This is a genomic window from Streptomyces sp. 35G-GA-8 (assembly GCF_023534745.1).
In the GTDB taxonomy this organism is placed as follows: domain Bacteria; phylum Actinomycetota; class Actinomycetes; order Streptomycetales; family Streptomycetaceae; genus Streptomyces.
This window is the reverse complement of record NZ_JAMHJQ010000005.1, coordinates 493,390-518,334: the sequence shown is the minus strand read 5'-3', so window position 1 is coordinate 518,334 and position 24,945 is coordinate 493,390. Positions and strand designations below refer to the sequence as shown.

19 protein-coding genes and 1 pseudogene are annotated in these 24,945 nt (G+C 70.0%); 9 read left to right on the top strand and 11 right to left on the bottom strand.

The genetic code is table 11. From position 1 onward, the window contains the following. Positions 1-82: 82 nt before the first annotated feature. The 7 genes from M1203_RS13835 to M1203_RS13805 form a co-directional block, all read right to left on the bottom strand. Positions 83-1,360 (bottom strand): SGNH/GDSL hydrolase family protein, encoded by a 1,278-nt coding sequence (locus tag M1203_RS13835; protein WP_249949933.1) that lies wholly within the window; start codon positions 1,358-1,360, stop codon positions 83-85. Further along, positions 1,357-3,825, bottom strand: a complete 2,469-nt coding sequence (locus M1203_RS13830) for a glycoside hydrolase N-terminal domain-containing protein (RefSeq protein ID WP_249949932.1) — start codon at positions 3,823-3,825, stop codon at positions 1,357-1,359. The genes M1203_RS13835 and M1203_RS13830 overlap by 4 nt, the downstream gene beginning before the upstream one ends. A gap of 198 nt (positions 3,826-4,023) precedes the next feature. Continuing rightward, positions 4,024-5,916 (bottom strand): carbohydrate-binding protein, encoded by a 1,893-nt coding sequence (locus M1203_RS13825; protein WP_249949931.1) that lies wholly within the window; start codon positions 5,914-5,916, stop codon positions 4,024-4,026. Positions 5,917-6,010: 94 nt separating this feature from the next. Further along, positions 6,011-6,934: a carbohydrate ABC transporter permease gene (locus M1203_RS13820; RefSeq protein WP_249949930.1), complete on the bottom strand. Its 924-nt coding sequence runs from the start codon at positions 6,932-6,934 to the stop codon at positions 6,011-6,013. After that, positions 6,931-7,875: a carbohydrate ABC transporter permease gene (locus tag M1203_RS13815; protein WP_249949929.1), complete on the bottom strand. Its 945-nt coding sequence runs from the start codon at positions 7,873-7,875 to the stop codon at positions 6,931-6,933. The genes M1203_RS13820 and M1203_RS13815 overlap by 4 nt, the downstream gene beginning before the upstream one ends. A gap of 21 nt (positions 7,876-7,896) precedes the next feature. Further along, entirely contained in the window at positions 7,897-9,210 is a 1,314-nt protein-coding gene (locus tag M1203_RS13810; RefSeq protein ID WP_249949928.1) for an ABC transporter substrate-binding protein, read from the bottom strand. Positions 9,211-9,218: 8 nt separating this feature from the next. After that, on the bottom strand, positions 9,219-10,394 hold the full coding sequence (locus tag M1203_RS13805; protein ID WP_249949927.1) for an ROK family transcriptional regulator: 1,176 nt from the start codon (positions 10,392-10,394) through the stop codon (positions 9,219-9,221). A 179-nt stretch (positions 10,395-10,573) separates the two neighbouring features. Between M1203_RS13805 and M1203_RS13800 the strand changes: the two genes are divergently transcribed. Continuing rightward, complete coding sequence (locus M1203_RS13800) at positions 10,574-12,706, top strand: alpha-galactosidase (RefSeq protein WP_249949926.1); 2,133 nt, start codon at positions 10,574-10,576, stop codon at positions 12,704-12,706. 99 nt (positions 12,707-12,805) lie between these two features. Here M1203_RS13800 and M1203_RS13795 read toward each other — a convergent pair whose 3' ends face one another. Then, a complete protein-coding gene (locus tag M1203_RS13795; RefSeq protein WP_249950045.1) occupies positions 12,806-13,915 on the bottom strand; it encodes a glycoside hydrolase family 19 protein in 1,110 nt (369 codons plus the stop codon). A 275-nt stretch (positions 13,916-14,190) separates the two neighbouring features. On the opposite strand from M1203_RS13795, the gene M1203_RS13790 reads away from it, so the two are divergent. The 8 genes and pseudogenes from M1203_RS13790 to M1203_RS13755 all read left to right on the top strand — a co-directional run bounded on the left by M1203_RS13790 (position 14,191) and on the right by M1203_RS13755 (position 22,611). Next, the gene (locus tag M1203_RS13790) at positions 14,191-14,541 is read left to right on the top strand and encodes an NADH-quinone oxidoreductase subunit A (protein ID WP_249949925.1); all 351 of its coding nucleotides are present in this window, start codon (positions 14,191-14,193) and stop codon (positions 14,539-14,541) included. After that, entirely contained in the window at positions 14,532-15,755 is a 1,224-nt protein-coding gene (locus tag M1203_RS13785; protein ID WP_249949924.1) for a hypothetical protein, read from the top strand. The genes M1203_RS13790 and M1203_RS13785 overlap by 10 nt, the downstream gene beginning before the upstream one ends. Then, the gene (locus M1203_RS13780) at positions 15,748-16,692 is read left to right on the top strand and encodes an NADH-quinone oxidoreductase subunit H (protein WP_249949923.1); all 945 of its coding nucleotides are present in this window, start codon (positions 15,748-15,750) and stop codon (positions 16,690-16,692) included. The genes M1203_RS13785 and M1203_RS13780 overlap by 8 nt, the downstream gene beginning before the upstream one ends. A 90-nt stretch (positions 16,693-16,782) precedes the next feature. Further along, positions 16,783-17,326, top strand: a pseudogene (locus M1203_RS13775) (NADH-quinone oxidoreductase subunit J). Continuing rightward, positions 17,323-17,628, top strand: a complete 306-nt coding sequence (nuoK, locus tag M1203_RS13770; RefSeq protein WP_249949922.1) for an NADH-quinone oxidoreductase subunit NuoK — start codon at positions 17,323-17,325, stop codon at positions 17,626-17,628. Before M1203_RS13775 ends, nuoK begins: the two are co-directional and overlap by 4 nt. Next, positions 17,625-19,685 (top strand): proton-conducting transporter membrane subunit, encoded by a 2,061-nt coding sequence (locus M1203_RS13765; RefSeq protein WP_249949921.1) that lies wholly within the window; start codon positions 17,625-17,627, stop codon positions 19,683-19,685. Before nuoK ends, M1203_RS13765 begins: the two co-directional genes overlap by 4 nt. A 5-nt stretch (positions 19,686-19,690) precedes the next feature. Further along, on the top strand, positions 19,691-21,196 hold the full coding sequence (locus M1203_RS13760; RefSeq protein ID WP_249949920.1) for an NADH-quinone oxidoreductase subunit M: 1,506 nt from the start codon (positions 19,691-19,693) through the stop codon (positions 21,194-21,196). Next, a complete protein-coding gene (locus M1203_RS13755; RefSeq protein WP_249949919.1) occupies positions 21,193-22,611 on the top strand; it encodes an NADH-quinone oxidoreductase subunit N in 1,419 nt (472 codons plus the stop codon). The genes M1203_RS13760 and M1203_RS13755 overlap by 4 nt, the downstream gene beginning before the upstream one ends. 41 nt (positions 22,612-22,652) lie before the next feature. Here M1203_RS13755 and M1203_RS13750 read toward each other — a convergent pair whose 3' ends face one another. From M1203_RS13750 to M1203_RS13740, 3 genes are all read right to left on the bottom strand, one after another. Beyond that, positions 22,653-23,198 (bottom strand): GNAT family N-acetyltransferase, encoded by a 546-nt coding sequence (locus M1203_RS13750; protein ID WP_249949918.1) that lies wholly within the window; start codon positions 23,196-23,198, stop codon positions 22,653-22,655. A 137-nt stretch (positions 23,199-23,335) separates the two neighbouring features. Next, entirely contained in the window at positions 23,336-24,151 is an 816-nt protein-coding gene (ddaH, locus tag M1203_RS13745) for a dimethylargininase (protein WP_249949917.1), read from the bottom strand. Positions 24,152-24,272: 121 nt separating this feature from the next. After that, positions 24,273-24,764: an Lrp/AsnC family transcriptional regulator gene (locus M1203_RS13740; RefSeq protein ID WP_249949916.1), complete on the bottom strand. Its 492-nt coding sequence runs from the start codon at positions 24,762-24,764 to the stop codon at positions 24,273-24,275. Positions 24,765-24,945: the final 181 nt, after the last annotated feature.

Below are 24,945 nucleotides of genomic sequence, written 5' to 3'. Positions count from 1 at the left end.
CGGGCGCCTCCATCATGCGCCACCGACGGTCCGTTGATCCACCGTCCGGCCCAAGGGCCCCGGTGAGGCGTGCTCGTGCTCGTCAGCGAGCGCACCGCAGAGCGGACAGGTCGACGGCGTCGGCCATCGCCTGCATGCCCTTGTCGTTCGGGTGGAGATGGTCGCCGCCGTCGAAGAACGGCAGGATCCGCTGGTGGTCGTAGGGGTTGCGCGTGATCCTGTCGAAATCCGTCACGGCGTCGAACGCGCCGCTGTTCCTGATCCAGTCGTTGACACCCCGGCGTACGGCCTCGGCCTCGTCGTCGTACTCGTACCAGCCCTTGAACGGCATGACGGTCGCGCCGACGACACACTTCCCGGCGGTGTGCGCCCGGTCGATGATCCCCCGGTAGCCGGCGATCAGATCGTCCGCCGTGACACCGGTGTGGGCCTTGATGTCATTGATGCCTTCGAACAGGAAGACCGTGCTGACCCCCGGGTGGGAGAGCACATCACGCTCCAGCCTGTTCAGCGCGGACTCTCCGGCCCCGTCCGCCAGTACCTTGTTGCCCGAGATGCCCTCGTTCACCACCCCCTTCACGGTGGTTCCGGACGCGGCCTGGAGCCGCCGGGACAGATAGTCGGGCCAGCGGCGGTTCCCGTCCGAGGTCGAGGCCCATCCATCGGTGATGGAGTCCCCGAGGGTCACCACCGCGCCGACCCGCGCGGATGTCGTCACACTGACGGCGTCCAGCCAGTACCAAGAGCCCATCGGATCGGTCCAGTTGGCCGCGCCCTCCTCCGCGGCGTGGTCACCGGCGGCCGCGTAGGAGGTTTGCATGGCCATGCCGTGGCCGGTCGTCGGCCCCTGGGCACCCGTCACATACAGGCTGACGACGAGATCGCTCTCGGCGGCCAGCTTCCCGGGCAGCGGATCGCTCAGCACGGTCTCACCCGGCGGTACGGTGACGGACGCGGCCCGGCCGAACGTCAGCTGCCGGTTGGAGCCGCGGACCAGCTCGGCCCCCTGTTTCCGGAGCCCCGCGTAGGCGCTCGCGAAGGTGACCGGGTGCTCGCCGAAGGCGTTGGAGAGCCGGATACGCGGGTCCGTACCGCCGACGCTGGTGCGTACGATCAGCCGGTAGCTGCGGTCGGCGGGGCCGGCGCCCTGCCGCTCCGCACTCGCGCCCCAGGTCACCACGGTGTGCGTGCCCTGCCCGGACACTGTGGCCCCCTGTGCCGCCGGCGCCGCCCGGGCCGCCGGGGTGACGGTCGGCGGCCCGAGAACCGCCAGGACCAGCGCGCACACGACACCCACCGCGCGGCGCCCGGACGCGGACCGTATCCACCGCCCCCCGAGACGCGCCGAGTCGCCCCTCATCCGAGGTTCCGCAAGGTGACGGACCCACCGGGCTTGAGGCTGATCTCGCGCGCCGTGCCACCCGCGACGACGGTCGTGCGACGGCCGCCCACACTCTTCAGCGTCGCGCGGGTCACCTTGCCGTTCTTCCAGCTGACATCGGCGACGAAGCCGCCCCGGACCCCCACACCGGACACCGAACCGGAGGCCGCCCACGCGGCGGGCAGCGCGGGCAGCAGCTCGATGTGCCCCGGCCGCGAGTAGAGCAGCATCTCGATGATCGAGGCGGCGGTGCCGAAGTTGGCGTCGATCTGGAAGATGCCACGCCCCTGCTCGACCTCGTAGATGTCGAAGAGGTTCATCGCGCTGCCGTTGCTGCCGTTGGCCGACGGCTTCAGGTTGGTGACGACGAGCCGGTACGCCTTCTCGGCGTCCTTCAGCCGCGCCCAGCACAGGCCGCGCCAGGCGTTCGCCCAGCCGAAGCTGTTCATGCCGCGCGCGTCGAGAAGGGCCGTCGCGCCGTCGACGATGTCCTTCGGAGTCGATCCGTCGGGGCGGATCCTGTCGCCGGGGAAGAGCCCGATGAGCGGCGAGAGATGGCGGTGTGTGGTCTCGCCGAGGTTGTCGGGCGACATCCACTCCTGGAGCCAGCCCGTCTTCGGGCTGACCTCGGGCAGATACAGCCGCTCCCGCAGCCGGTCGACGGTCCTGCCGTAGCCGGTGTCCCGGCCGAGCGTCTCGGTCGCGGCGCGGTAGTTGCCGAAGAGGTTCCACACCACCTCCTGCGCGTAGGTGAGGCCCTTGGCGTCCTGCGGACCGTGCTCGGGCGACCAGTCGCTGTCGGCGATCAGGACCTCGCGCGAGACTCCGGACGCGTCGGTGACGGTCGTGGTGAGCAGGCGGGCCTCCCAGAACTCCACGGCGCCCTTGAGGAGGGGGTAGATCTTGCCGAGATACGCGCGGTCCTGGGTGTACTCGTAGTGTTCGTAGAGGTTCTGGCAGAGCCAGGCGTTGCCGGCCGGATGCCACCACCAGCCGCTGCCGCCATAGGGGTTGGTGGAGAAGGCCACCGTCCAGCCGGCGACCTTGCCACTGGAATTGCGGAACCTGTTGGACGGGTCGTTGAACAGCCGCTGAGTGACATCCGTCCAGGCGGGCACCTGCGCGAGGCAGTAGTCGGCGAAGGCGTCGAAGCAGTCGGACAGCCCCGCCCGGTCGGCCAGCCAGTAGTTCATCTGGACGTTGATGTCGGTGTGGTAGTCGCCCATCCAGTCCGGGTCGTTGCCGTCCAGCCACAGGCCCTGGAGGCCGAGCGGCAGGCTGCCCCGTGATCCGGAGATCATCAGATAGCGGCCGAACTGGAGGTAGGCGGCTTCGAGTTCCGGGTCGGGGACACCGTCACGGTCGCGTGCCCGCACCCGCTCCCAGGTGTCGAGTTCACGCTGTGCGGCGGACGAGGCGCCGAGATCGATGCCGAGCTGTCCGAACACCGCGCGGAAGTCGGCGACATGGGTGCGCAGCAGGCTGGTCGGTGAGTGGCCGGCCGCGTCGAGGACCTTGGTCCTGGCCAGGCGCTCGGGTTCCAGCGAAGGGTCACGGAAGCCCGCGGCGGCGTCGGGCGCGTAGTTGGTGCCACCGCTCACGACAACGGTGAGGTCCTGGCAGCCGCTGAAGGTGATCGACGTACCGTGCACCCGGACCGTGCCGGTGCCGCTGTGGGCGGTGACGGCCGCGCCGTACTTCAGACCATTGGCGAAGGAGGCGCCGAACGACGCGTACCGCCCGGCGCTGTCGGCGCTGGTGGATTCGCCGTGGGTGCCGGCGAGGGTGATGGTGCCGGTGTACGTGCCACCGCCGCGCTGCGAGAAGTACAGGACGATGGCGTCATCGGGACGGCTGGCGAAGATCTGCCGCCGGTAGCCGACCCCGGCGAGATCGTACGAGGTGGTGACCAGACCCTGGGCGAGGTCGAGGGTGCGACGGTAGTTGTGCACACGCCCCAGATCATGGTCCGGGAGGTCGACCGTGAGTTCGGCGAGCAGTGTGAAGGAGCCGAAGTCGTCGCGCCCGTAAGGGAATTGGCCGTCGCTCTGAAGTGTGTCGTTGAGCCCGCCGGTCCACAGGGTGGCATCGGTGATGAGCAGGAGTTCGGCGGCGGGGTCGTTGCTCGCGAGCGCCCCGAGGCGTCCGTTCCCCACCGGCAGCCCCTGCTCGATCATCGAGCCGGCGTCGCCGGGAGCCCCCCACCACAGCTGGTTCCTCGCGGCGTCGGCCGGTGACAGCGCGGGTGACTCGGTGGGGCGGAGCGGGGCCGCCGAGGCGGCGAAGGCGGGCAGGGCACCGAGCGCGGTGGCCGCGCCGGCGGCGGTGAGAGCGAGAAAACCTCTGCGGCTGTGCCTCGGACTGTGCCTCGGGCCGGGGGCCGGGCCGGAGGTCGGGCGGTCGTCGGGGGAGGACGAGGGAGAGTCGGTGTGCGGGATGTCCACGGGTGTGTACTCCATATCCGGGAAAACGCGCAGGCGGGATCGACGGCCGCGGACCGTCGGTGTGATGTCGGGGAATCACTCGGTGGTGCCGGGAGCCGGGGCCGGGGCCGGGGCCGGGGCCGGTCAGGGACACCGCGGGGGCCGGCACGGGGCCCGGTCGTTGTCACCGGGCCCCGCGCGGGTACGTCGGACCGGTCGTCAGACGGAGTGCGGTACGTCGATCCTGTCGAGGTCGGGCGCGTAGCCGCTGCCGCTGTCGAACGTGATGGTGTTGGCGCCCGCCTTCAGGGCCAGTTGGACACTGACGGTCTTCGCCGTGCTCCAGTCGCCGGTGGAGGGGAACTTCAGACTGGTGCCGTTGCCGCTGTTGGAGGAGACGGTCACCGAGCGGGCGTCGCCGCTGACATAGCCGACCCGGACGGTGTAGATCCCGTCCTTCCGCACGGTGATGTCGTTGAACCGCAGCTTGCCGCCGGCGTAGAGGTTGCCGACCTTCTTCCCACCGGAGCAGGCGTCGCATCCGGCGATGGAGGCGTTTCCTGTCAGTGTGTTCGCCGCCGACTCGGCCTCGTAACCGGTGGTGGGCAGCGCCTCGCCGCCGGGCCTGACCGTGAACAGTCGCGAGCCGTGTGCGGGCAGCGCCGCGGTGATCCTGTTCTTGTGGGGCCCGAGGTTCTCCTTGTTCCACAGATCGCGCACGGAGGCGTTGCCGGTGAACCCGAAGGATGCCCAGTGGGCGGTGACGGAGGCCGGTGAGTCGCCGAGGTTGAACAGGGCGACGGTGTAGCTGCCGTCGGAGTTCTCGGTGCCCCAGACCTGCTGGTCGCCCAGCGGAGTGACCGGACGCGCCACGGGCGAATCGCTCTGGTCGACGGCGATGACCTCCCGGTTGGTCAGCAGCGAGAGACCGTAACTGTCCAGTTTCGTCAGGTCGTCACCGGTGTACAGGGGCGACTTGCTGATGGCCCACAGGGTCATATAGCTCTGTCGTTCGGCCTTGGTGAGGCCGTCCATCTCGCCGTTGCCGACATTGAGCGCGTCGAGGTCGTTCCAGCCTCCCGGGCCCGCCTTGTCACTCCACGCGGGGGCGTCGTCCCATCGGTCGTCGACCGAGTTCTCCCAGGTGACCAGGGTGTTGCAGTAACACTCGATGTCGGTGTCGATGCGCCAGCCGTTGGAGTACCGCTTCCAGTCGGCGGCGTGGCCGATGTCGAGCGACCAGGAGAGCTGGAGGTGGATCGGGCGCCCGGTGGCGGCGATGGCCTTCTGCCAGGCGGCGACATCGGCCACATTGTTGTAGTTGTCACCGGACTTGAACGAGCCGGGACCCACGCCGTCCAGCTTGAGGAAGTCATATCCCCAGTCGGCGAACAACCGGGCCTGCGAGTCGATGTACTTCTGCGCGCACGGGTCGGCGAAGTCCAGCTTGTAGGAGCTGTCCCAGCCGTTGGTGGTCCGCAGGTCCGGGTGGACGATATCGGCGGTGGTGCAGCCCGGGGCGTTCCAGATCGGCACCTTGCCCTCGCCGTACGCCTCCTTCTCCAGACCGACGGGCAGGTAGATGCCCGCCTTCAGGCCCTTGGCGTGGATATGGTCCGCGACCGGCTTCATACCGCGGGGGAACCGTACCGGGTCGTTCGTCTGCCGCCCGTACTGGTCGAACCCGGGCTTCCAGTCGTTGTCGCGCCACCAGCCGGCGTCGATGTTGACGCGGTCGTAGCCGTACTTCTTGAGCTTGGCGGCGAGTGCGTCCGTCTGCTTGAGGACATTCGCCTCGGTGAGATAGCTGTAGTCGCCGTCCGGGTTCAGACCCGGGTACTTGGAGGACTGCATGCTCCAACTGGACCAGCCCATATAGGGCTTGGCGGCGATGTCGGCGTCGGCGACATCGGCGGCAGTGACAGCACCGGCCGCCTCGGGCTCGGCCACGGACGAGGCCGTCGCCGCGTCCCGGGCGGGAGACGTGGCCTCGGCGGCGGGCACGGCCATGGCGAGAGTGGCGGTGACGGCCAGGACCAGCATGGTTCTCATGGTCCGGCGCGGGGAGCCCGTCCGGGCTGCCGGCGGGGCGGGGTACGAGGATGACCGCATGGGGTCGCACCTCCTGTTGTCGGGTCACGGGGATCGCGCGGGTGGAACCGGGTGCCGGTCGGGAGAACGGGGCCGCGGTACGCCGGGCCGCGGCTCAGCCCTTGCCCGAGCCGATGGTGAGTCCGCTGATGAACTGGCGCTGGAGCGCGAAGTAGACCAGCAGGGTGGGGATCGCGGTCAGCAGGGCGCCGGCCGCGATGAGGTTCGGATTGGTGAAGTACTGGCCCTCCAGATTGGCCAGGGCCGAGGTGATCGGACGCTTGTCACCGGTCTCGATCAGCGTGAGGGACCAGAAGAAGTCGTTGTAGATCCAGATGGATTCCAGCGTCGCGAGCGCCGCGAACGCAGGCCGGCACAGCGGCAGCACGATCTGGAAGAACTGGCGCCACACCGGGGCGCCGTCGACCAGAGCGGCTTCGGAGATCTCTTTCGGGATCGTCTTCATGTAGTTGCTGAGGACGAAGGTGCAGAAGCCGCACTGGTAGGCGATATGAATGAAGATGATGCCCCAGAGCGAGTTGTAGACGAGCAGCGAGTCGCTCATCCACGAGGGCAGCGGTACCAGCAGATACAGCCGGTACAGCGGTGTGATCAGCACCTGCGCGGGGATCAGGTTCCCCGCGGTGAAGAGGATCAGCAGCGCGATGTTCCAGCGGAAGTCGAACCGCGAGACGAAGAAGGCCACCGCCGCGGCGAACAGCAGAGTGCCGAGGACCGCCGGAATGGTGATGAGCACCGAGTTCCAGAAGAAGCGCGGCATCCCGGACTGGCTCCAGGCGTCCGCGAAGTTCTCCAGACCGATACCGCGCGGCCAGGACAGATAGCCGTGCTTCGCGGTGTCGGAGTAGGGCCGCAGTGAGGTGTAGACGGCCCACAGCAGCGGAACGAGCCACAGCAGCGCGATGCCGCTGAGCATGAGGTGACGTCCGGTCTCCCGCTTCGGCCCCCGGGGAGCCTCGGCGGTCGGTGGGAGCGGGGTGTGCGACCGGGGGGCCGGCGGCGTGACGGTCGCGGTCACTTGTCCTCCTTGCGGAAGGTCTGGAAGAGGAAGGCGCCGATCGCCGCGAGGGAGACGAGGAGCAGGATGACCGCGAGGGCCGACCCGTATCCGATATGGCTGGACTCACCGATGATGTTGTCGGTGATGAGGAGGGACAGCAGCTCCATGCCGGGCTTGCTGCCGGTGCCGCCGCCGAGTACGTAGACGATGTCGAAGGCGCGCAGGGACTCCATGACGGTGACGACCACCACGATGATGTTGACCGGCTTCATGGCCGGCAGCACCACCCGCAGGAAGGTCTGGCGTCCATTGGCGCCGTCGAGCGCGGCGGCCTCCTTCAGGGCCGGGTCGAAGCCCTTGAGGCCCGCCAGATAGAGAATCATGATGTAGCCGGTGTGCCGCCAGCCCGAGGCGATCAGTACGGCCCAGAGGTTGAGGTCGGGATTGCCCAGCCAGTCGATGTGGTGACCGGACGACACGGCGCCGATCACCCCGTTCAGCAGCCCGTTGTCCGGGTTGTAGATGATCTCCCAGATGAAGCCGACGACCGCCAGGGACAGCACCATCGGCATGAAGATGGCCGTCTGGTAGATCCGGGTGAAGCGGATCTTGCGGTCCAGCTGGTAGGCGAGGAAGACCCCGAACGGGGCGGGCAGCAGCACCGTGAACAGCAGCCAGATCACGTTGTGCCGGACGGCCGGCCAGAACGGCGGGTAGTTGGTGAAGATCTGGTGGTAGTTGTCCAGCCCGACCCAGTGGATGTCGGACAGGCTCAGACCGTCCCAGCTGGTGAAGGACAGACCGATGGAGGCCAGCGCCGGGAGCCACACGAAGACCAGCAGGGCGATCAGCGGGATGCCGACGACCACCGTCAGGAAGAGGCGGTCACCAGGACCGAGCCGGCGAGGACGGGACGGCGCGCGCGACGGGGACCCGGGCGCGGTACGCACGGAGGACATGGTGGAACCTCTCCGGTGGGATCAGGCCGTGAAGAAGCGCGAGCGCTGCGACTCGATCTTCTTCAGCAGGGCCGAACCGTCGTCGGGGTGGTTCAGCCACTCGGTGAAGCCCGGCTGGACCACCGTGGAGATGAATCCGGGGTCGCTGTCGCGGTCCCCGAACTGCGTGATGTGCTTGGCGCCGGCGATGAGTTCGGCCGACTTCTTCTGGAGCGCGTTGTACGAGCCGGTGGTGGCGGCGGAGTTGACGGCGACATTGCTCGGGTCGACGCCCATGTAGAGGTTCTCGGCCTTGGCGCCGCCGAGGAATTCGAGGAACTTGCGGGCGCCGTCCGGGTTCTTCGGCTTGCGGCTCAGCATGAAGCCGTCGGTGGGCGCCTCGACCGCGTCCTGACCGTACGCCGGGTCGATCTCCGGGAACGGGAAGAAGTCGATGTCGGAGCGCAGGGATTCATCGGTGACCTGCTGTCCCAGGAAGAGACCGATGATCGCCATGCCGGACTTCTTGTCGAGCAGCGACTGCGCGGCGTCCTGCCAGGAACGCCCGCCCGCGCCCTTCTGGTAGTACGGGGTGAGCTCGCGCCACAGGTCGATGGTCCTGGCGGTGCGCCTGTCGGTCCAGGAGACCTGACCCCGCATCAGGGACATATGGAAGTCATAGCCGTTGGCCCGCAGATTGAGATAGTCGAAGGCGCCGAGAATGCTCCAGATGTCACCGCCGCCGTACCCGGACGCGATGGGGGAGAGCCCGTCCTTCTGCATCCGCTTGGCCAGGGCCGTGAACTGACTCCAGGTCACGGGGATCTCGTAGCCGTACTGCTGGAAGACGCTCTTGCGGTAGAAGACGGCCCACGGATAGTTGTACAGCGGGACGAAGTAGTACTTCCCGTCCTCACCCTTGGAGAGCTGCTTGGCGGCGTCGCTGTAGCCGGCGCCTATCGTCTCCCACACATCGTCGATGGGGCCGGCGAGGCCCTTCTTGGCGAAGTACTGCATGCGGTAGCCGGCGAACCAGGTGAAGACATCGTCCGGGGTGCCCTGGAGATAGGTGGAGATGGTCTTCTGGAACGTGTCGTGGTCGACCGTGTTCGTCTTGACCGTGAGCTTGCTGTCCTTCTCGAAGGCGTCGGTCACCGCGGCGTACGCCTTCTTCGGTGTGGCGTCCGCGCCGTTCGAGCCGAAGGTCACCGTCTTCGGGTCGGACGCGGCCCCTCCGCCGCAGGCGGCGAGGGCGGGCATGGCCAGGGCCCCGGCCCCGACACCGAACAGCCCCTGGACCACCCTTCTGCGGTGTGGACCCGCGGGGGTCCGGTGGGTGCGGCTCTGCAGCGTCATCGCTACTCCTATTGCGTGTCGGATCCGATGAAGGTCTGGATCGCGGTGGCCGCGGCCCCGCGCGCCCACTCCTCGAAGGGCAGGGGACGTGTCATCACGTCGCACTGCGCGGCGGTACCGAAGGCGGACGCGGCGAACGCGTCGCGGATGCCCTCGGCGAACAGGTCGTACGCGGCCAGGCCCTCGCCGGAGATGATCACTCGCTCAGGTCCGAGGACATTGACCACGGATCCGATGGCCCGGCCGATGGCCTCGCCCGCCCGCGCGTAGACCTCCCGGACCCCGGGGTCCCCGCCGTGGGCCATCTCCAGCGCCTCGGCCGCGGTGGTCACGGGCTTGCCCGTGGCCTCCCGGACCCCGCGCAGGATCGCCGGGTCCGCCGCGATGGCCTCGACACATCCGTGGTTGCCGCAGTGGCACCGCGGACCGAGCGGGTCGATGGACAGATGTCCGATCTCGCCGGCCACGCCATGCGCGCCCGACACCACCCGGCCATGCACCACCAGGCCACAGCCGATGCCGGCGCCCACGGTCACCAGCGCGAAGTCGGAGAGCCCGACCCCGGCCCCGAACCACTGCTCGGCGACCGTCAGCGCCCGTACGTCGTTGTCGACCGTGACCGGCAGACCGGTCGCGGTTCCGACGATCTCGGCGAGTGGGATGTCCCGCCACTCCAGGAACGGCGAGTAGCGCACCACACCGTCCGTACGGTCCACATCACCCGAGACGGCGATGCCCAGCCCCCGCACCCGCACACCGAAGCCATCGGCCTCCAGGAGCAGTTCGCGCACCAGCGCGGTGAGGGCGGGGAGCACCGCCGTAGGCTCACGGTCGGTGAGCCGTACATGCCGGGCGACCCGGATATGGCAGCACAGATCGGCCAGGACGGCGATGATCTCGTCGCCCGTCACCTTGATCCCGATGAACAGCGCCCTGCCCGCGTCGACCCGTACCAGGTTGGCCGGACGTCCGAGAGCGGGCGGCGCCCCTTCGTCCACCCCTTCGACCAGATACCCGACCTCCATCAGCGGTCGCACCGCCTTGGTGACCGCGGCCGGGGACAGCCGGGCCCGCCGCCCGATCTCGGCCCGGGTGAGCGGGCCGTGGGACAGGACGGTCGTGAAGACCAGGGAAGCGGCCGGCGTCGTCGCCGGGACCGCCTCATGAGGAGTGGTTGAGCGCATGGCCGGAAAGCTAGGGTGATTCTTTTCTGCTGTCAATGAAAGAAACAGACTTCATCCGAAGGGCCTTCTGAGGATGCCGTCGACCTGTGAAAGCCAGATGCACCACAGGTGTTGACAGCTGATCGAAGGAGAGGTTGGCTTCTCACCTCTCCTGTGGCGCTAATCGAACGCGAGGATCAATGTCTCTGATCTCCTTCGCCCCGGCCTCCGGGGTCTGGCTGCTCTCCACCGCGCGCACGTCGTACGCGCTGCGGATCGATGACACGGGAGCGCCCTGCCACCTCGCGTGGGGACCGCGGCTGACCCTCGCGGCGGCCGGGGAACTCGTACCTCCTCCGGCCGTGGAGATCAGCAGTTTCGAGGGCCGCCCGGCGGCGGGCGAGGAACTGCCCGTCGACGGAGGAGCCCGGTACGGGGCGCCCTCCCTGCGGGTACGGTTCGCCGACGGCACCCGCGCCTTCGAGTGGCGGGCCGTCGGCCATCGCACCAGCGCACCGGCGCCCGGAACAGCCGAGCTGGCCTTGGAGTTCCGCGACCGCCACTACCCGCTCTCGGTCACCCTGCACTACCGCGTCCACGAGGACACCGATGTCATCGAACGCTGGACCGTGCTGCGCAACACCGGCCGGGAACCGGTCTCGCTGCCCCGCGTGGACTCCGCGGCCTGGACCCTGCCGCCGCGCGACGACTACCGCATCAGCCATGTCACCGGACAGTGGTCGGCGGAGGGCGTGCTCCACCGGGAGCCGGTACCGCACGGCGAGACCGTGCTCACCAGCCGGCGCGGCATCACCAGCCATCACGCCAACCCCTGGCTGATGCTGGACGCCGGCGACGCCACCGAGGACCGGGGCGAGGTGTGGAGCGCGGCCCTGGCCTGGAGCGGAAGCTGGCAGGTCACCGTGCAGCGCACCCCCGACGGACGTACCGCCTTCACCGGCGGAGCCGGACATGACGGGCCGGCGCTCCCGCTCGGTCCCGGCGAGGAGTACGCGACCCCGCGCTACGCGGCCGTGTACACCGACGGCGGCTTCGGCGCGGCCAGCCGGGCCTGGCACGCGTACATCCTGGCCCATGTGCTGCCGCACCCCGAGGAGGTGCGCCCCGTACTGTTCAACTCCTGGGAGGCCACCGGCTTCGAGGTCGACGAGGCCGGGCAGAAGGCGCTGGCGGCGCGGGCCGCCGAGCTCGGTGTGGAGCTCTACGTCGTCGACGACGGCTGGTACGGCGGGCGCCGCGACGACACGGCCGGACTGGGCGACTGGGCGCCCGCGACCGGGGGCTTCCCCGACGGGCTCACGCCGCTGATCGAGGAGGTCCACCGGCTCGGAATGCGTTTCGGCCTCTGGGTGGAGCCCGAAATGGTCAACCCGGACAGCGACCTGTACCGCGCGCACCCGGACTGGGTACTGCACTTCCCGCACCGCACCCGCACCGAGCTGCGCAATCAGCTCGTGCTCAACTTCGCCAGGGACGATGTCGCCGAGTGGGCGTACGGCTGGCTGACGCGGCTGGTCGCGGAGAACGGGATCGACTTCCTCAAGTGGGACATGAACCGCGCCTTCAGCGAGGCAGGCTGGCCCGGCCGCGAGGACGGCGAGGACGTGTTGTGGACGCGGTACACACACCATCTGTACGAGGTGATCGACCGGCTGCGCGCGGACCACCCGGGACTGCGGATCGAGACATGCAGCGGCGGCGGTGGCCGGGTGGACCTGGCCATCCTCTCCCGTACGGACCAGGCGTGGCCGTCCGACAACACCGACGCGGCGGACCGGGTCTCGATCCAGCACGGATTCGGCCAGGTCTACCCGGCACGGACCATGGCGGCCTGGGTGACGGATGTGCCCAACCAGCTCACCGGCCGCTCGGTGCCGCTGCGTTACCGGTTCCATGTCGCGATGGCGGGGGTGCTGGCGGTGGGCGGCGATCTCGGGCGCTGGACGGCGGCGGAACGCGCCGAGGGCGCCGAGTGGGTGGCGGAGTACAAGAAGGTCCGCCATATCGTGCAGCACGGCACCCTGCACCGGCTGCGCGGTCCTGTCGACGACGCGCCGTCCGCCGTGCAGTACACCACCGCGGACCGGCGGGAGGCGTTCGTGCTGGTCTGGCAGCGGGCCCCGCGCCACGGCACACCGCGCCCCGCCCTCAGACTCGCGGGTCTGGACCCCGCCGCGCGCTACCGGGACACCCGTACCGGCGCCGTGCGTCATGCGTCGGTGCTGACCGGGTACGGGATCACGCCCGACCTGCCGGCCGGGGACTGGTCCAGCACGTCCCTGCACCTGATCAGGGTGGACGAGGAGGAGTAGGGGAGAAAGGAGCCGGCTTCATGGCGACGGGGGCCGCCCGGCCCGCGGCCGGACGGCCCCCGAGATCTTCAGCGGGCCGGAGGGGTCCTCTCCCCGAGGTCAGCAGTAGAGATTGCCGCCCGGTGTGGTGCCGAGGATCGAGATGAAGCGCTGGTAGGCGTCGACCCGGCTCTGGACCTGGGCGGGGTTGCGCCCGTCACACTCCAGGGAACCGTTGATGCTGCGGATCGTCTCGCCGAAACCGCGCTGGTTGACCATCGCGTTGTGCGGGGTCATCGTGCCGGGGCCGGACTGGGTGTTCCAGTACCACAGGGCGGTCTTCCAGGCCACGGCCGAGTCGTTCTGGACGAGCCAGGGGTTGTTGAGCAGATCGATGCCGAGCGCGTCCCCGGCCGCCTTGTAGTTGAAGTTCCAGCTGAGCTGGATCGGACCGCGCCCGTAGTACGCGGCCTGGCCCGCCGGGCAGCCGTAGGGCTGGCCCCAGTCGCAGTAGTGCGGGTAGTTGGCGGTGTTCTGCTCCACGACGTGGACCAGGCCGCCGGTCTCATGATTGACGTTGGCGAGGAAGGCCGCCGCCTCCTGGCGCTGGACGGTGTCACTGCCCGTCTTGGCGAAGGCGGGGTAGGCGCCGAGAGCGGCGGTCAGACCGCTGTACGTGTAGAAGGGGTTCCGGCCCGGGAACATCTGGTTGAACTGGGCCTCGGAGACCACGAATCCGCCCGGACTCGGGTTGCCGCCGCCGGTGGCAGGAGCCGACCACTTCTGGTTGCCGGCGCCGGTGCAGGTCCAGATCTGCAACCGGGTGCCGTTGGCCGAGTTGTTGCCCGTGACATCGACACACTTGTCGGCGGCGACACTCACGATGTCCCGCGCGGCGGTCACGACCCACCGTTGATTGGCGCCGCCGCTGCAGTCCCACAGCTGGAGCGGGGCCCCGTTGGCGGTCGAATTGCCGGTGACATCCAGACACTTGCCGAGAGCCCGGATGGTGCCGTCCGAGTTGACGCTCCACTGCTGGGCACCGGTGCCGTTGCAGTCGTACAACTGCACGGCGGTGCCATTGGCGCTCGAAGCGCCCGCCACGTCGACGCACTTGCCCGCCAGTCCGCTGATCTGGCCGGTGGCCGCCGCGGCGGGAGACGCGGGGAGCACGCTCAGCAGGCCCACGATGAGGGAGCCGATGGCGGCGTATGCCGCCCTGCGGGTCATGGAGCCGCGCCGCCGGGCGACCACGCGTCTCCAGTGAATTCTCATGCCCATGTCATACCTTTCACGAGCCGCGCACAAGTCGGGGATGTGGCAAGGGAGTTCACTACTTGATTCAAGGTGTGAGCGAAGCGCGCGTCAAGGGTTTGGTATGGACCAATCGCGCCGTCGTCGCGCCTCCACGATTTGGCCCTGTCCGCGGCACACCATGAGCTCCGCGGTCCTTCCCGGGCGAGCGGCGAGCGGTGAGCGGCGAGAGAGAACGGAGGAAGGGCGAGGTGGGTGTGTGGCAGCCGGTGCTGGTTCTCCTCGCGGTGGTCGTGGCCGGACTGGCGGCGCTGTACGGCCTGGCCGCTTGGCTGGCCGTCGACCGTACGCCGCTGGATTCGGGCCCGTTCACCGGTGGACTGCCCGCCGCCGAACACGCGTTCTCGCGGTTCCATGTGCGCTGGTACCCCGTCGCGATGATCTTTCTGGCCTTCGACATGGAGATGCTCTTCATGTACCCGTGGGTCAAGGTGGTGTCGCGGGTCGGGGCGAGCGCCGTCATCGAGATGTTCCTGTTCCTCGGGATTCTCTTCGCCGCGGTGGCCTACGCCTGGCGTGAGGGGGCCTTCCGATGGACCTGAGAGGCGCTCTCCGGCGCACCGCCATGCGGCAGCCCGCCGTCTTCCTCGTGACCTGGCCGGGCGCGACCGGGATCCGGCTCGGTGTGGAGGCGGAACTCCGGCGGCGGGGCCGGACGGTGGTGGCCTCGCCCGCCGCCGCCGACGCGCTCGTGGTCTGCGGGGCCCCGGTACCCGCCCGCGCGCGGTGGCTGGACGATCTCGAACGCGCCGTGCCACGGCCCGCTGTCCGCGTCACCGTGACAGAGCCCGGTCACGCCGCCCGTGCGCTCGACGAGGTACGCGAACGGGTACGGGCACAGCTGGACACGGAATCGACACCGCGCCCCACCGGACGCGAACCGACACACCACGAGGACCACGCGGGCCATGAGGACCACGACGGACACAACGGCCACGCGGACCACGACGCACACGTGATGTCCGAGGCGGCGGGTCTGCCCCTGGCCGAACGGGCCGACGACCGGGACGGCCTCCGGCTGGACCGGTTGCATGTGCCGCTGGGCCCCGCCCTGGCCGACTGGCCGGCCGGGCTGATCCTGCGCTGCGCGCTGCAAGGAGACATCGTCCAGCGGGCCGAAGCCGAGCATCTGCCCGTGGCACCGGGCGGTCTGCCGTTCTGGGCCGCGCCCTGGCTGCGGGCCGCCCGCGGTGAGCGGGTCACGCGCGGGACGGCCGCCCGCCGCCGCTGCGCGGCCCATCTCGACAGCCTCGGCAGGCTGCTCTCCGTCGTTGGATGGGCCGATCCCGCCGCCCGCTCCCGGCGCCTGCGGGACGAGGTGCTGGGGGGCCCTCACGCCGCGCGTACGACAGCGGAAGTACGGCGCCTGGCCACGCGGGTGGGGCGGTCCCGGACCCTGCGCCTGCTCCTCGCGGGACTCGGCCCGCTGCCCGCGGCCCACGCGCGGGAACGGGGCGTGAGCGGCCCGGCTCTCGCGGCTGACGGAGACGCCCACGCCCGCCTCCACCGCTGGCTGACGGAGATCGGCCGGGCCGCAGGGGACTTCGACGACACCCGGCCACTGGCCCCCGGCGACACGCACGGGCCACGCGGCGCCCTGGACGGGGAGCGCCCGCCCTCGCGGGCACTTCTCGATGTCCTGCCGGGGCTCCTCGCGGGGACGGAGTTCGGGTGCGCGCGGGCCATTGTGGCGAGCCTCGATCCCGATATCGACGAGTTGGCCCCCGCACCGTCGGCGGAGGCGGCCCATGCCTGAATCCGCGCCCCTGTGGGCCACCGCGGTCCTGCCGCTCGTCCTGCTGGCCGCCGCCGTCGTCACGGCGGGATGCGACGCGGCGCTGACGGCCGCCGCGGAGCGGGGGCGCGCGGGTACACCAGGCGAGTGGGGCGCTCGGGCGGCGGCACCGGTACGTGAGGGCCTGCGCCTCCTCGTACAGCAGCGGCGCCGGACGACAGCCGCGGACGCGGCGCTCGGCAGGGCCGGAGTGGTGCTGGTCCCCGTGGCCGCCGTGCTCGCGGGCGCGGTGCTGCCCTGGGGGTTTCGCGCCGTCAGCGATCCGAGCGTGGGCGTTGTGTGGTTCAACGCCATGGAGGCCCTTTCCTGGGCGGCGGTGTGGCTGGCGGGCTGGGGGCCCAACTCGGTGTTGTCACTGATCGGCGGATACCGCTTCCTCGCACAGGGGCTGGCGTACGAGCTGCCGCACATGTTCGCCCTCACCACCGCGGCCCTGGGCGCCGAGTCCCTGCGCGTCGGCGATGTCGTCGCCGCTCAGGAGGGGCTGTGGTTCGTGGTGTGGATGCCGGCCGCCTTCGTCGTCTATCTGCTGAGCGCGATGGCCATGTCGTTCTGGGGGCCGTTCGGCGGACCGCTGGGACGGGACACGGCAGGTGGCGCGGCGGTCGAGCTGTCGGGCGTGGACCGGCTGGTGTTCCTGGGCGGGCGGTGGCTGCTGCTCGTGGTGACCGCGGCCTTCAGCGTGCCGCTCTTCCTCGGCGGCGGACACGGGCCGCTGCTGCCCGGCTGGGCGTGGACCGTGCTGAAGACCGCGCTGGTACTGGCCCTGCTGGTGACGGGGCGCCGGCTGCTGCCGGTCCTGCGCATGGACCGCTACATGGGGTTCGCCTGGCTCGTGCTCGTACCGCTGACGCTCCTTCAGGCGCTCCTCGTGGCCCTGGTCGTGCTCCATCGATGACAGGACAGGTGGCGGGCGGGTGAGGAGCCGTTGACGCGTGACGACGTGATCTTCTGGGTGCTCGCCGTCCTCGCGACCGGCGCCGGGATCATGGTGTTCCGGTTCGACTCGATGGCGCGGGCGACCTACGCCCTGCTGATGTCGTTGCTCTGCGTCGGCGGTGAGGTCCTACTGCTCGGCCTCGACTATCTCGGCGTGGTGATCATCCTGATGATGACCATCGAGATGGCCGTCATGGCGGTGTTCATGGTGATGTACATGATGAACCCGGCCGGTCTCCTGCCCATGTCGATGGTGCACAACAAGAACGGCGCGGCCGGGATCTGCGGGGTGGTCTTCGCGGTGCTGGCCGCCGGCGCGCTCCTCGCGCCCTGGCCCGCCCCGGAAGGGAAGACCGCCGGACGATCCCACGACAGCGCTCGGGCTGTCGCTGATGGGACCGCAGATGCTCGCCATGATGACCCTGGGCCTGGCCCTGTTCGCCGCGATCGTCGCCACGGTCGCGCTGGCCACCCGACACGGACGCTACGACCGGTTCGGCGACGACCTACGAGCCGGAGCCGGAGCTGGAGCCGGAGCCCGAGCCCGGACCCGGACTGCCGGAGATCCGGAACGAGGAGGCGACGGCCCATGAGTCTCGATCTGTTCCTCCTGCTCGCCGCCGCGCTGTTCAGCACCGGGCTGTTCGGCGCGCTCACTCAGCAGTCGATCGTCATGCTGATGATGGGCCTCGAACTGATGGTGGGCGGCGTCATCCTCGGTGCCGCCGCCGTCTGGCACTACATCGCGCCCGCCTCCGCCGACGGTCAGGTGCTCGTCGTCCTCGCGGTCACGGTGATGGCGGTGGAGATGGCCATCGGCTTCGCCGTGGTCACCGCGCTCTTCCGGGCCCGCGAGGTCGACATGACCGACATGGCGGCGGAGCTGAGGGAGTGAGCGCCCTGCTGTGGGCGCTGCTCGCCCTGCCGCTCACCACGGGAACCGTACTCGCGGCCGGCGGACGCGGCACCGACCGGGCCGCGCCCGTGGCCGCGGTCGCCACCGCCCTCGTCACCCTGGGCCTCGCCATCGCGGTCGCCGTCGGCCGTCCGACGGCCGGGGCCCCGCTGCTCGACGGGCTGCCCGTACGGCTCGTGGTGGACGGCCTTTCCGGGGTGATGACCGTGACGGTGGCGGCAATCACCACCGCCGTCCTGGTCTTCAGCGTCGGCGATGTCCCTCCCGGGGCGGCGCGCGCACGTTTCTTCGGGCTCATGCTCCTGTTCAGCGGCGCCATGCTGGCCACCGTGACGGCGGCGACGCTCCCCGTACTGCTGATGGCCTGGGAGTTGATGGGCGCCACCTCCTGGGCGCTCATCGGGTTCTGGTGGCGCGATCCGGAGAACGGCCGGGCGGCGAACATCGCCTTCCTCACCACGCGCGCGGCGGACCTCGGGCTGTATCTCGCCGCCGGGGCCGCCCTCGCGGCCGGCGGGGCGGGCTCGCTCGCCCTCGCGGATCTGCCGGGTGCCACCGGACCCTGGCTCGCGGTCATCACCGCGGGGGTCATCGTCGCCGCACTTGGCAAATCGGCCCAACTGCCCTTCAGCTTCTGGCTCTCGCACGCCATACGGGGTCCGAGTCCGGTCTCCGCCCTGCTGCACTCCGCGACCATGGTGGTGGCCGGCGCGTATCTCCTGATCCGCCTGGAACCGCTGCTGGCCGCGTCCGGCTGGGGAGGGACCTCGGTGGCCTGGGCGGGCGCGGTCACCGCCGTGCTGCTGGGCCTGGTCGCGGTCGCGCAGAACGACCTCAAGCAGCTGCTGGCCGCGTCCAGTTGCGCGCAGATCGGCTTCATGGTGCTCGCCGCGGGCGTCGGATCTGCCACCGGCGCGACCCTCCAGCTGATGGCCCACGCGGCGGCGAAGAGCCTCGCGTTCCTGGTCGCGGGCTGCTGGCTGGCCGCCCTGGGCGCCAGAACGCTCCCCGCCCTGCGCGGCGCGGCACGCCGCGACCGTACGGCAGGCATCGCCTTCACCGTCGCGGCGCTCACGCTCGCCGGCGTCCCACCGTTGTCGCTGTGGGCGGCGAAGGACGTTCTCCTCGCCGCGGTGCTGCACGAGAGCGCCGCGCTGTACGGGGTCGGTCTCGCGGGGGCCGTCGTGTCGGCGGTGTACGCGGCGAAAGCGCTCTGGTTCGTCTGGGGGCCTAGGCCCTGTCTGACAAATCCCGCCTGGCTCGCGACGCCTGGCACGCGCGCTCGCCGCGTTGTCGGGCTCGTCCAAGTAGCTCCGCTACGAGAACGACCCTCCGCCTTGCGATCGCGCTCGGCATCCGAAGGAGGAGTCAGGGCGCCGAGACGGAGAGAGCGCAGCGAACGTAGTGCACCAGACGCCGCGAGCCCCGCCCTCCGGGCGGACGACGCTATTTGTCAGACAGGGCCTAGCGACGCGCCCGAGGTGACCCTTCCCCGGGTGACCCGGCCGCCCCTGGTGGGTCTCGCCGTCGCCTGCGCAGGACTGACCGTGCTGGCCTTCCCGCCGGGGCGCGAGGCCCTCGGCCGGGTACTGGGGGCCCCGGCCGAACCCGCCCCGCCGGTCTGGGAGTTCCTGCTCTCCGGCGGGCTGGCCCTCGTCGCCTCGGCCGCCGTGTGGGTGAGAGGCCCACGCGCTCCCGGCAGCCGGTGGTGGGCCGACTGGCTGGGCCTGGAGGCAGCGGCCCGTCTCCTCCTCGGGCGCCCGGTGGTACGCCTCGCCCACGCCCTGGCCGCGTTCGACGACCACGTACTGGACCGCGCGGTCGACGGCGGCGCACGCGCCGTGCTGCGGCTCGCACGCTGGACCGACCGCCGGGTCGAAGGGCGCGTCGACGGCGGCGTCGAGGGCGTCGCCGCCGGTGCGCGCGCACTCGGCCGCTGGGCACGCCTGCCGCAGACCGGTCAGCTGCATCAGTACCTCGCCCAGGCCGTTGTCGCCTTCACCGTCCTCGCCGTCGTACTCGTCCTCATGAGGTGACCGCCGTGCTCACGGCCATCGTCCTGCTTCCCACCGCCGTCGCGGCGCTGCTGCTCTGCGTCCCGCGCGGCGCCCCGCGCGGTCTGTTCCGCGCCGCGTGGGTGGCCACCGCCGCGGTGGAACTGGCCCTGACCGTCGCCGTGTGGTGGGGGTTCGGGCCCGGCGACGGGATGCGGTACGAGATCCGCGCCCGCTGGATCCCCAGCGCCGGGGTCGGCTACCACGTGGGCGTCGACGGGCTGTCCCTGCCACTGGTCGCGATGGCCTGTGTGCTGTTCCTGGCCTGCGCGCTGTACGCGTGGCGCGAGCGACGGCGCGTCCGCGAGCTCGCCGCGCTCTTCCTGTTCCTCCAGACGACCTGCCTGGGGCTGTTCGTCGCCCTCGACCTGATCCTCTTCTTCGTCTTCTTCGATCTGTCGATCGTGGCCATGTACTTCGTCATCGCGGGGTGGGGACACCGGCACGCGGCCCGTGCCGCGCTGAAGTTCTTCCTCTACACCTTCATCGGCTCGCTGGCCCTGCTGCTGGGATTCATCGGCCTGTATCTGGGGGCCTCCCCGCACACCTTCGACATCGTCGATCTCACCCGCGAGAACCCGCTCGCCGGACGGTCCCTGTACGGCGCTCTCGTCCTGCTCGCGATCGGCGTCGGACTGGCGGTCAAGACACCGACCGTCCCCTTCCACACCTGGCTGCCTCCGGCGCACACCGAGGCACCGGCCGCGGGGTCGGCGATCCTCGCCGGGGTCCTGCTGAAGATGGGCACGTACGGATTCCTGCGTATCGCCCTGCCGATCGTCCCCGGTGCCTGGCGCGAGTACGCCGCGGTCTTCGTCGTGATCGGTGTGGTCTCCGTGCTGTACGGGGCGCTGGTCGCGCTCGCCCAGAGCGACTTCAAGCGGATGATCGCGTACACCTCGGTCAATCACATGGGCTACATCATCCTGGCGATCGGCGCGGCGGCGTCCGTCGGTACGGACCCGGAGGCGCGCCGGCTCGCCGTCAGCGGCGCCGTCTTCCAGATGGTCAGCCACGGTCTGCTGACGGGAGCGCTGTTCCTGCTCTCCGGCGTGCTGTACGCGCGCGGGCGTACGTACGACATGGCGGCGTACTCGGGCGTCGCCGCACGAGCGCCGGTCTTCGCGGCGCTGACCGGCGTCGCCGCGTTCGCCTCGCTTGGGCTGCCCGGGTTCTCCGGCTTCATCGCCGAATTCCAGATCCTCACCGGGAGTCTCGGCCCGCGGCCGGTGGCCACCGGGCTCGCCGTGCTGGGGATCCTGATCACCGCGGGCCTGTTCCTGCGCGCCCTGCGACAGATCTTCTTCGGCCCGCTCCGGCTTCCGGCCGTCGCGCCGGGCGCGGCGGGACCGTTCCCCGACCTGCGGCCCCATGAGAGTGCCGCCGTCGTTCCGCTGCTCGGCCTGGGTGTGATCCTCGGCCTGGCGCCACGCTTCGTGCTGGACGTCATCGAACCGGCCTCCCGGCACGTGCTGGAGCTGCTCGCGCGATGACGGAGATGAACGAGAACCCGCTCGATCTGCTCCCCGAGGTACTGCTCGCCGCGTCCGCCGTCCTCGGACTGCTGCTGGGCGCCTGGCTGCCGCGGCGCCGGCAGTGGCTGACCGGCGCACTGGCGGTCACGGCGTGCGGCGCGGGCATCGGGGCCTCCGCCGTGGCCGCCGCCGGGCCGGCCACCACCGTGTTCGGGGGGTCCTTCGCGGTGGACCCGGTCACGAACACCGGCCGGATCGTCATCCTCGGTGGCACCCTGCTGGTGCTCGTCCTCGCCGTCGGACCGCTCCACGCGAACCGCCGGGAATGCGAGTTCTATGTACTGCTGCAACTCGCCGCCCTGGGGGCGCTGATGCTCGCCGGAACCCAGGACCTGCTGCTGCTCGCGGCCGGCTATCTGCTGGCCAGTGTCCCCGCGTACGCCCTGGCCGGCTTCCGCAAGGACGGTCCGGGCACCGAGGCGGCGCTGAAGTACTACGTCGTCGGGGCACTCCTCGGTGTGGTGATGCTCGGCGGGATCACCCTGCTGCTCGCCGCCGGGCGCGGCACGTCGTATCCGGCGCTGCGGACCGCGCTGCCGCAATCGTCCGCCGGGCTGGTGGCCGCCGGTGTGGTGGCGCTCCTGGCAGGGGTGCTGTTCAAGGCGGGCGGCGTACCGGCGCACTTCTGGGTTCCGGACGCCGTACAGGGCAGCTCGGCGCCGGTGGCGGCGTTCCTCACGACCGTGCCCAAGATCGGTGCGCTGGCCGCGTTCTACCGCCTCGTGGCCGTACCCCTCGCGGACACCTCCGTACCGTGGCCCGCGCTGGTGGCGGTCATGTCCGTCGCGTCGATGACGGTGGGCAATCTGGCCGCCTTCTTCCAACGGGACGTCAAACGGCTGCTCGCGTACTCGACCATCAGCCAGGTCGGCTACCTCCTGCTCCCCGTCGTCGTCGGCGGACGTACGGACATCGACCAGCGAGCCCTGCTGTACTACCTGGCGGCGTACGCGCTGACGAACCTCGGGGCGTTCGCCGTCGTGTGCGCGCTGCCGGGGGCACGCACCATCGAGGACTACCGGGGCCTGATACGGGAACGGCCCGCGCTGACCACCGCGTTGGTCGTCTGTCTGCTCGGCCTGGTCGGTACGCCGCCCACCGCCGTCTTCCTCGGCAAACTGGAGGCGTTCAGCGCGGCGTTCGACGGCGGCCACGCGTGGCTGGCGGTCGTCGCGGCGGTCAACACCGTGGCCTCGCTCTTCTACTATCTGCGCTGGATCGCCGCCGCGGTCTCGGGCCCCGCCCCGACGACGCCTCGCGCGTGGTCGCGGACGGCCGGCGCCCTCGCCTGCGCGATCGCCGCCGGGTCGGTGGTACTCGGACTGCTGGGCGGGCCCGTTCTCGGGATGCTGGACGGCCGCCCGGCGCCCTGAACTGCCCGCGCCGACAGGGGCGGGGCTCCCTGACCACGGCCTTACGCGTCCGGCCTCGACACCTGACGGAGTTCGCCCTCCAGCAGCCCCATCGTGAACATGTCGTACCACTGGCCATCGCGTCGGAAGGCCTGGCGCAGCCTGCCCTCGTCGACGAAGCCGACCTTCTGGTAGACGCGGTGCGCGGCGTGGTTCTCGGTGACGACGGTCAGTGAGATCTTGTGCAGCCGCATCTCCTCGAACCCGTAGCGGCAGACCGCCCGCATCGCGTCGGTGGCGTACCCGCGTCCCCAGTACTCCTTCTCACCGAGATAGATGTCCAGCTTGGCGCATCCCGTCTCCGGCTCGGCCTCGCGCAGCTGGACGAGGCCGATGAGGTGCCGATCGGTGAGCGCCTCGATCCCGAAGAGCACCTCGCCGTAGGCATTGCGCGGTCGCTCCTCCAGCCACCTCCTGACCCGGCCGAGCGGCTGGGCGTAGTCGTCGTTCATCCAGCGCATGACGTCGGGATCGTGGTTCCACCGCCACAGTGCCTCGGCGTCCGACGGATCCATCGCTCGCAGCTTGACGAGGTCTCCGAGCACCATGTCTGCCAGCCCTTCGCTGTTTCATGATCAGCTTTCTGTGAACCCGTCAGTGGTAGCACGGGCCGAACTCGGGGCTCAACCTCATAAGCGCCCGTGTACGGCGGATCCACCGCGGTGCCGATCACGCGCGTACGGACCTACTCTGTACGGATCTCCTGCGTACAGCATTTCACCCCGCCGCCGGCCTTCCGGAATTCCGAGAGATCCACCGGGACCGGACGGTAACCGCGCTCCGCCACCGCCTCGATGAGACCGACCGCGTCCTCGGCGATGACCACATGACGCCCGTCCGACAGGGAATTGAGACCGAAGCACTTGGCGTCCTGCGCGGTCGCGATCACCGCGTCAGGAAAGAGGGTTCTCAGTACCCGCTGACTTCCCGGTGAGAACGCGCCCGGATAATAGGCGACATTGTCGTCGTCGAGCGCGAACATCGCCGTGTCCAGATGGTAGAAGAGCGGGTCGACAAGGCGCAGGCTGACCGTGGGCACACCGAAGAACTCCTGGGCCTCCTGGTGCGCCTGCGGCAGGGTACGGAAGCCTGTCCCCGCGAGAAGGAGCCCTCCCACCGGTATGAAGTCCCCCTCTCCCTCACAGATATGGACAGGTGTGCCCACCTCGAAGCCGGCGCTTTCGAACCATGCCCGGTAGTGACCGGATTCCGGCCGCCGCTCCGGCGCGTGAAAGTGCGCGCCGAACACCCTCCCGTCCAGTACCAGAGCGGAGTTGGCGGCGAACACCATGTCCGGAAGACCGGCGACGGGCGTCATCAGCTCCACGTCATGTCCCAGATCCCGGTATACGGAGACGAGGGTTTCCCATTGCCGCAGCGCCAGCGCGGAATCGACCGGCACCTCCGATGTCATCCAGGGGTTGATGGCATAGCGGACCTCGAAATACTCCGGCGGGCACACCAGATAACGGCGCTTTCTCGCTGTCCGTCGTTCCACCATGAACGGCCCTTTCGTAGAACCGGGGAGAGGGGCACCAGAATAAGGAGGCCCGGGAGCCGCGAACAAGAGAGGAATGTTGCGTGGGACCGCAACTCTGTTGCGTGTGAGGGCGGGAGAGCGGCTACTCGTTAATCCGTGAGAAGCGACCGGACCCCGCCTCGGGACTGCTCGGCAGCAGATGCGACAGCACCACGAAGCTGTGCGTCTCCTTCACGAACGACTCCGCGCGGATCCGTTCGAGGACATCCTCGAAGTGCTCGACGTCGAGCGCCCTGATATGGAGGATCGCGTCGGCGCGCCCGGTCACGGTGACGGCCGACTGGACCTCGGGGTGGTTCCTGACGACCTCCGCCAGCCGCTTCGGCGGCGCGGCCCCCTCGCAGAACACCTCCACATACGCCTCGGTGTGCCAGCCCAGCGCCGACGGAGTGACCACCGTGGTGAAACCGGTGATGATCTCGTCCTCCCGCAGCCGGTCCACCCGGCGCTTCACCGCGGGCGCCGACAGCCCGATGGCCAGACCGATTTCCTTGAAACTCGCCCTGGCGTCGGCGATCAGCGCGGTGAGGATCTTGCGATCGAGGTCATCCAGGACAGTTCCGTGACGGCGCATCAGGAATCCCCTCCACTCGGGCGCACGCGCTGTCGCGTGGCCGTTGCGAAGATCATCGTGCATCACTCCGGCGGCGTCAGCGGCGTCGGTGCCGAACCCGGGGGACCCGGCGGACCCGACGGACCGACAGGTCAGGACTTCTTTCCGATGCCACTTTCGCGCTGTGTGGGCTCCTTCGCGC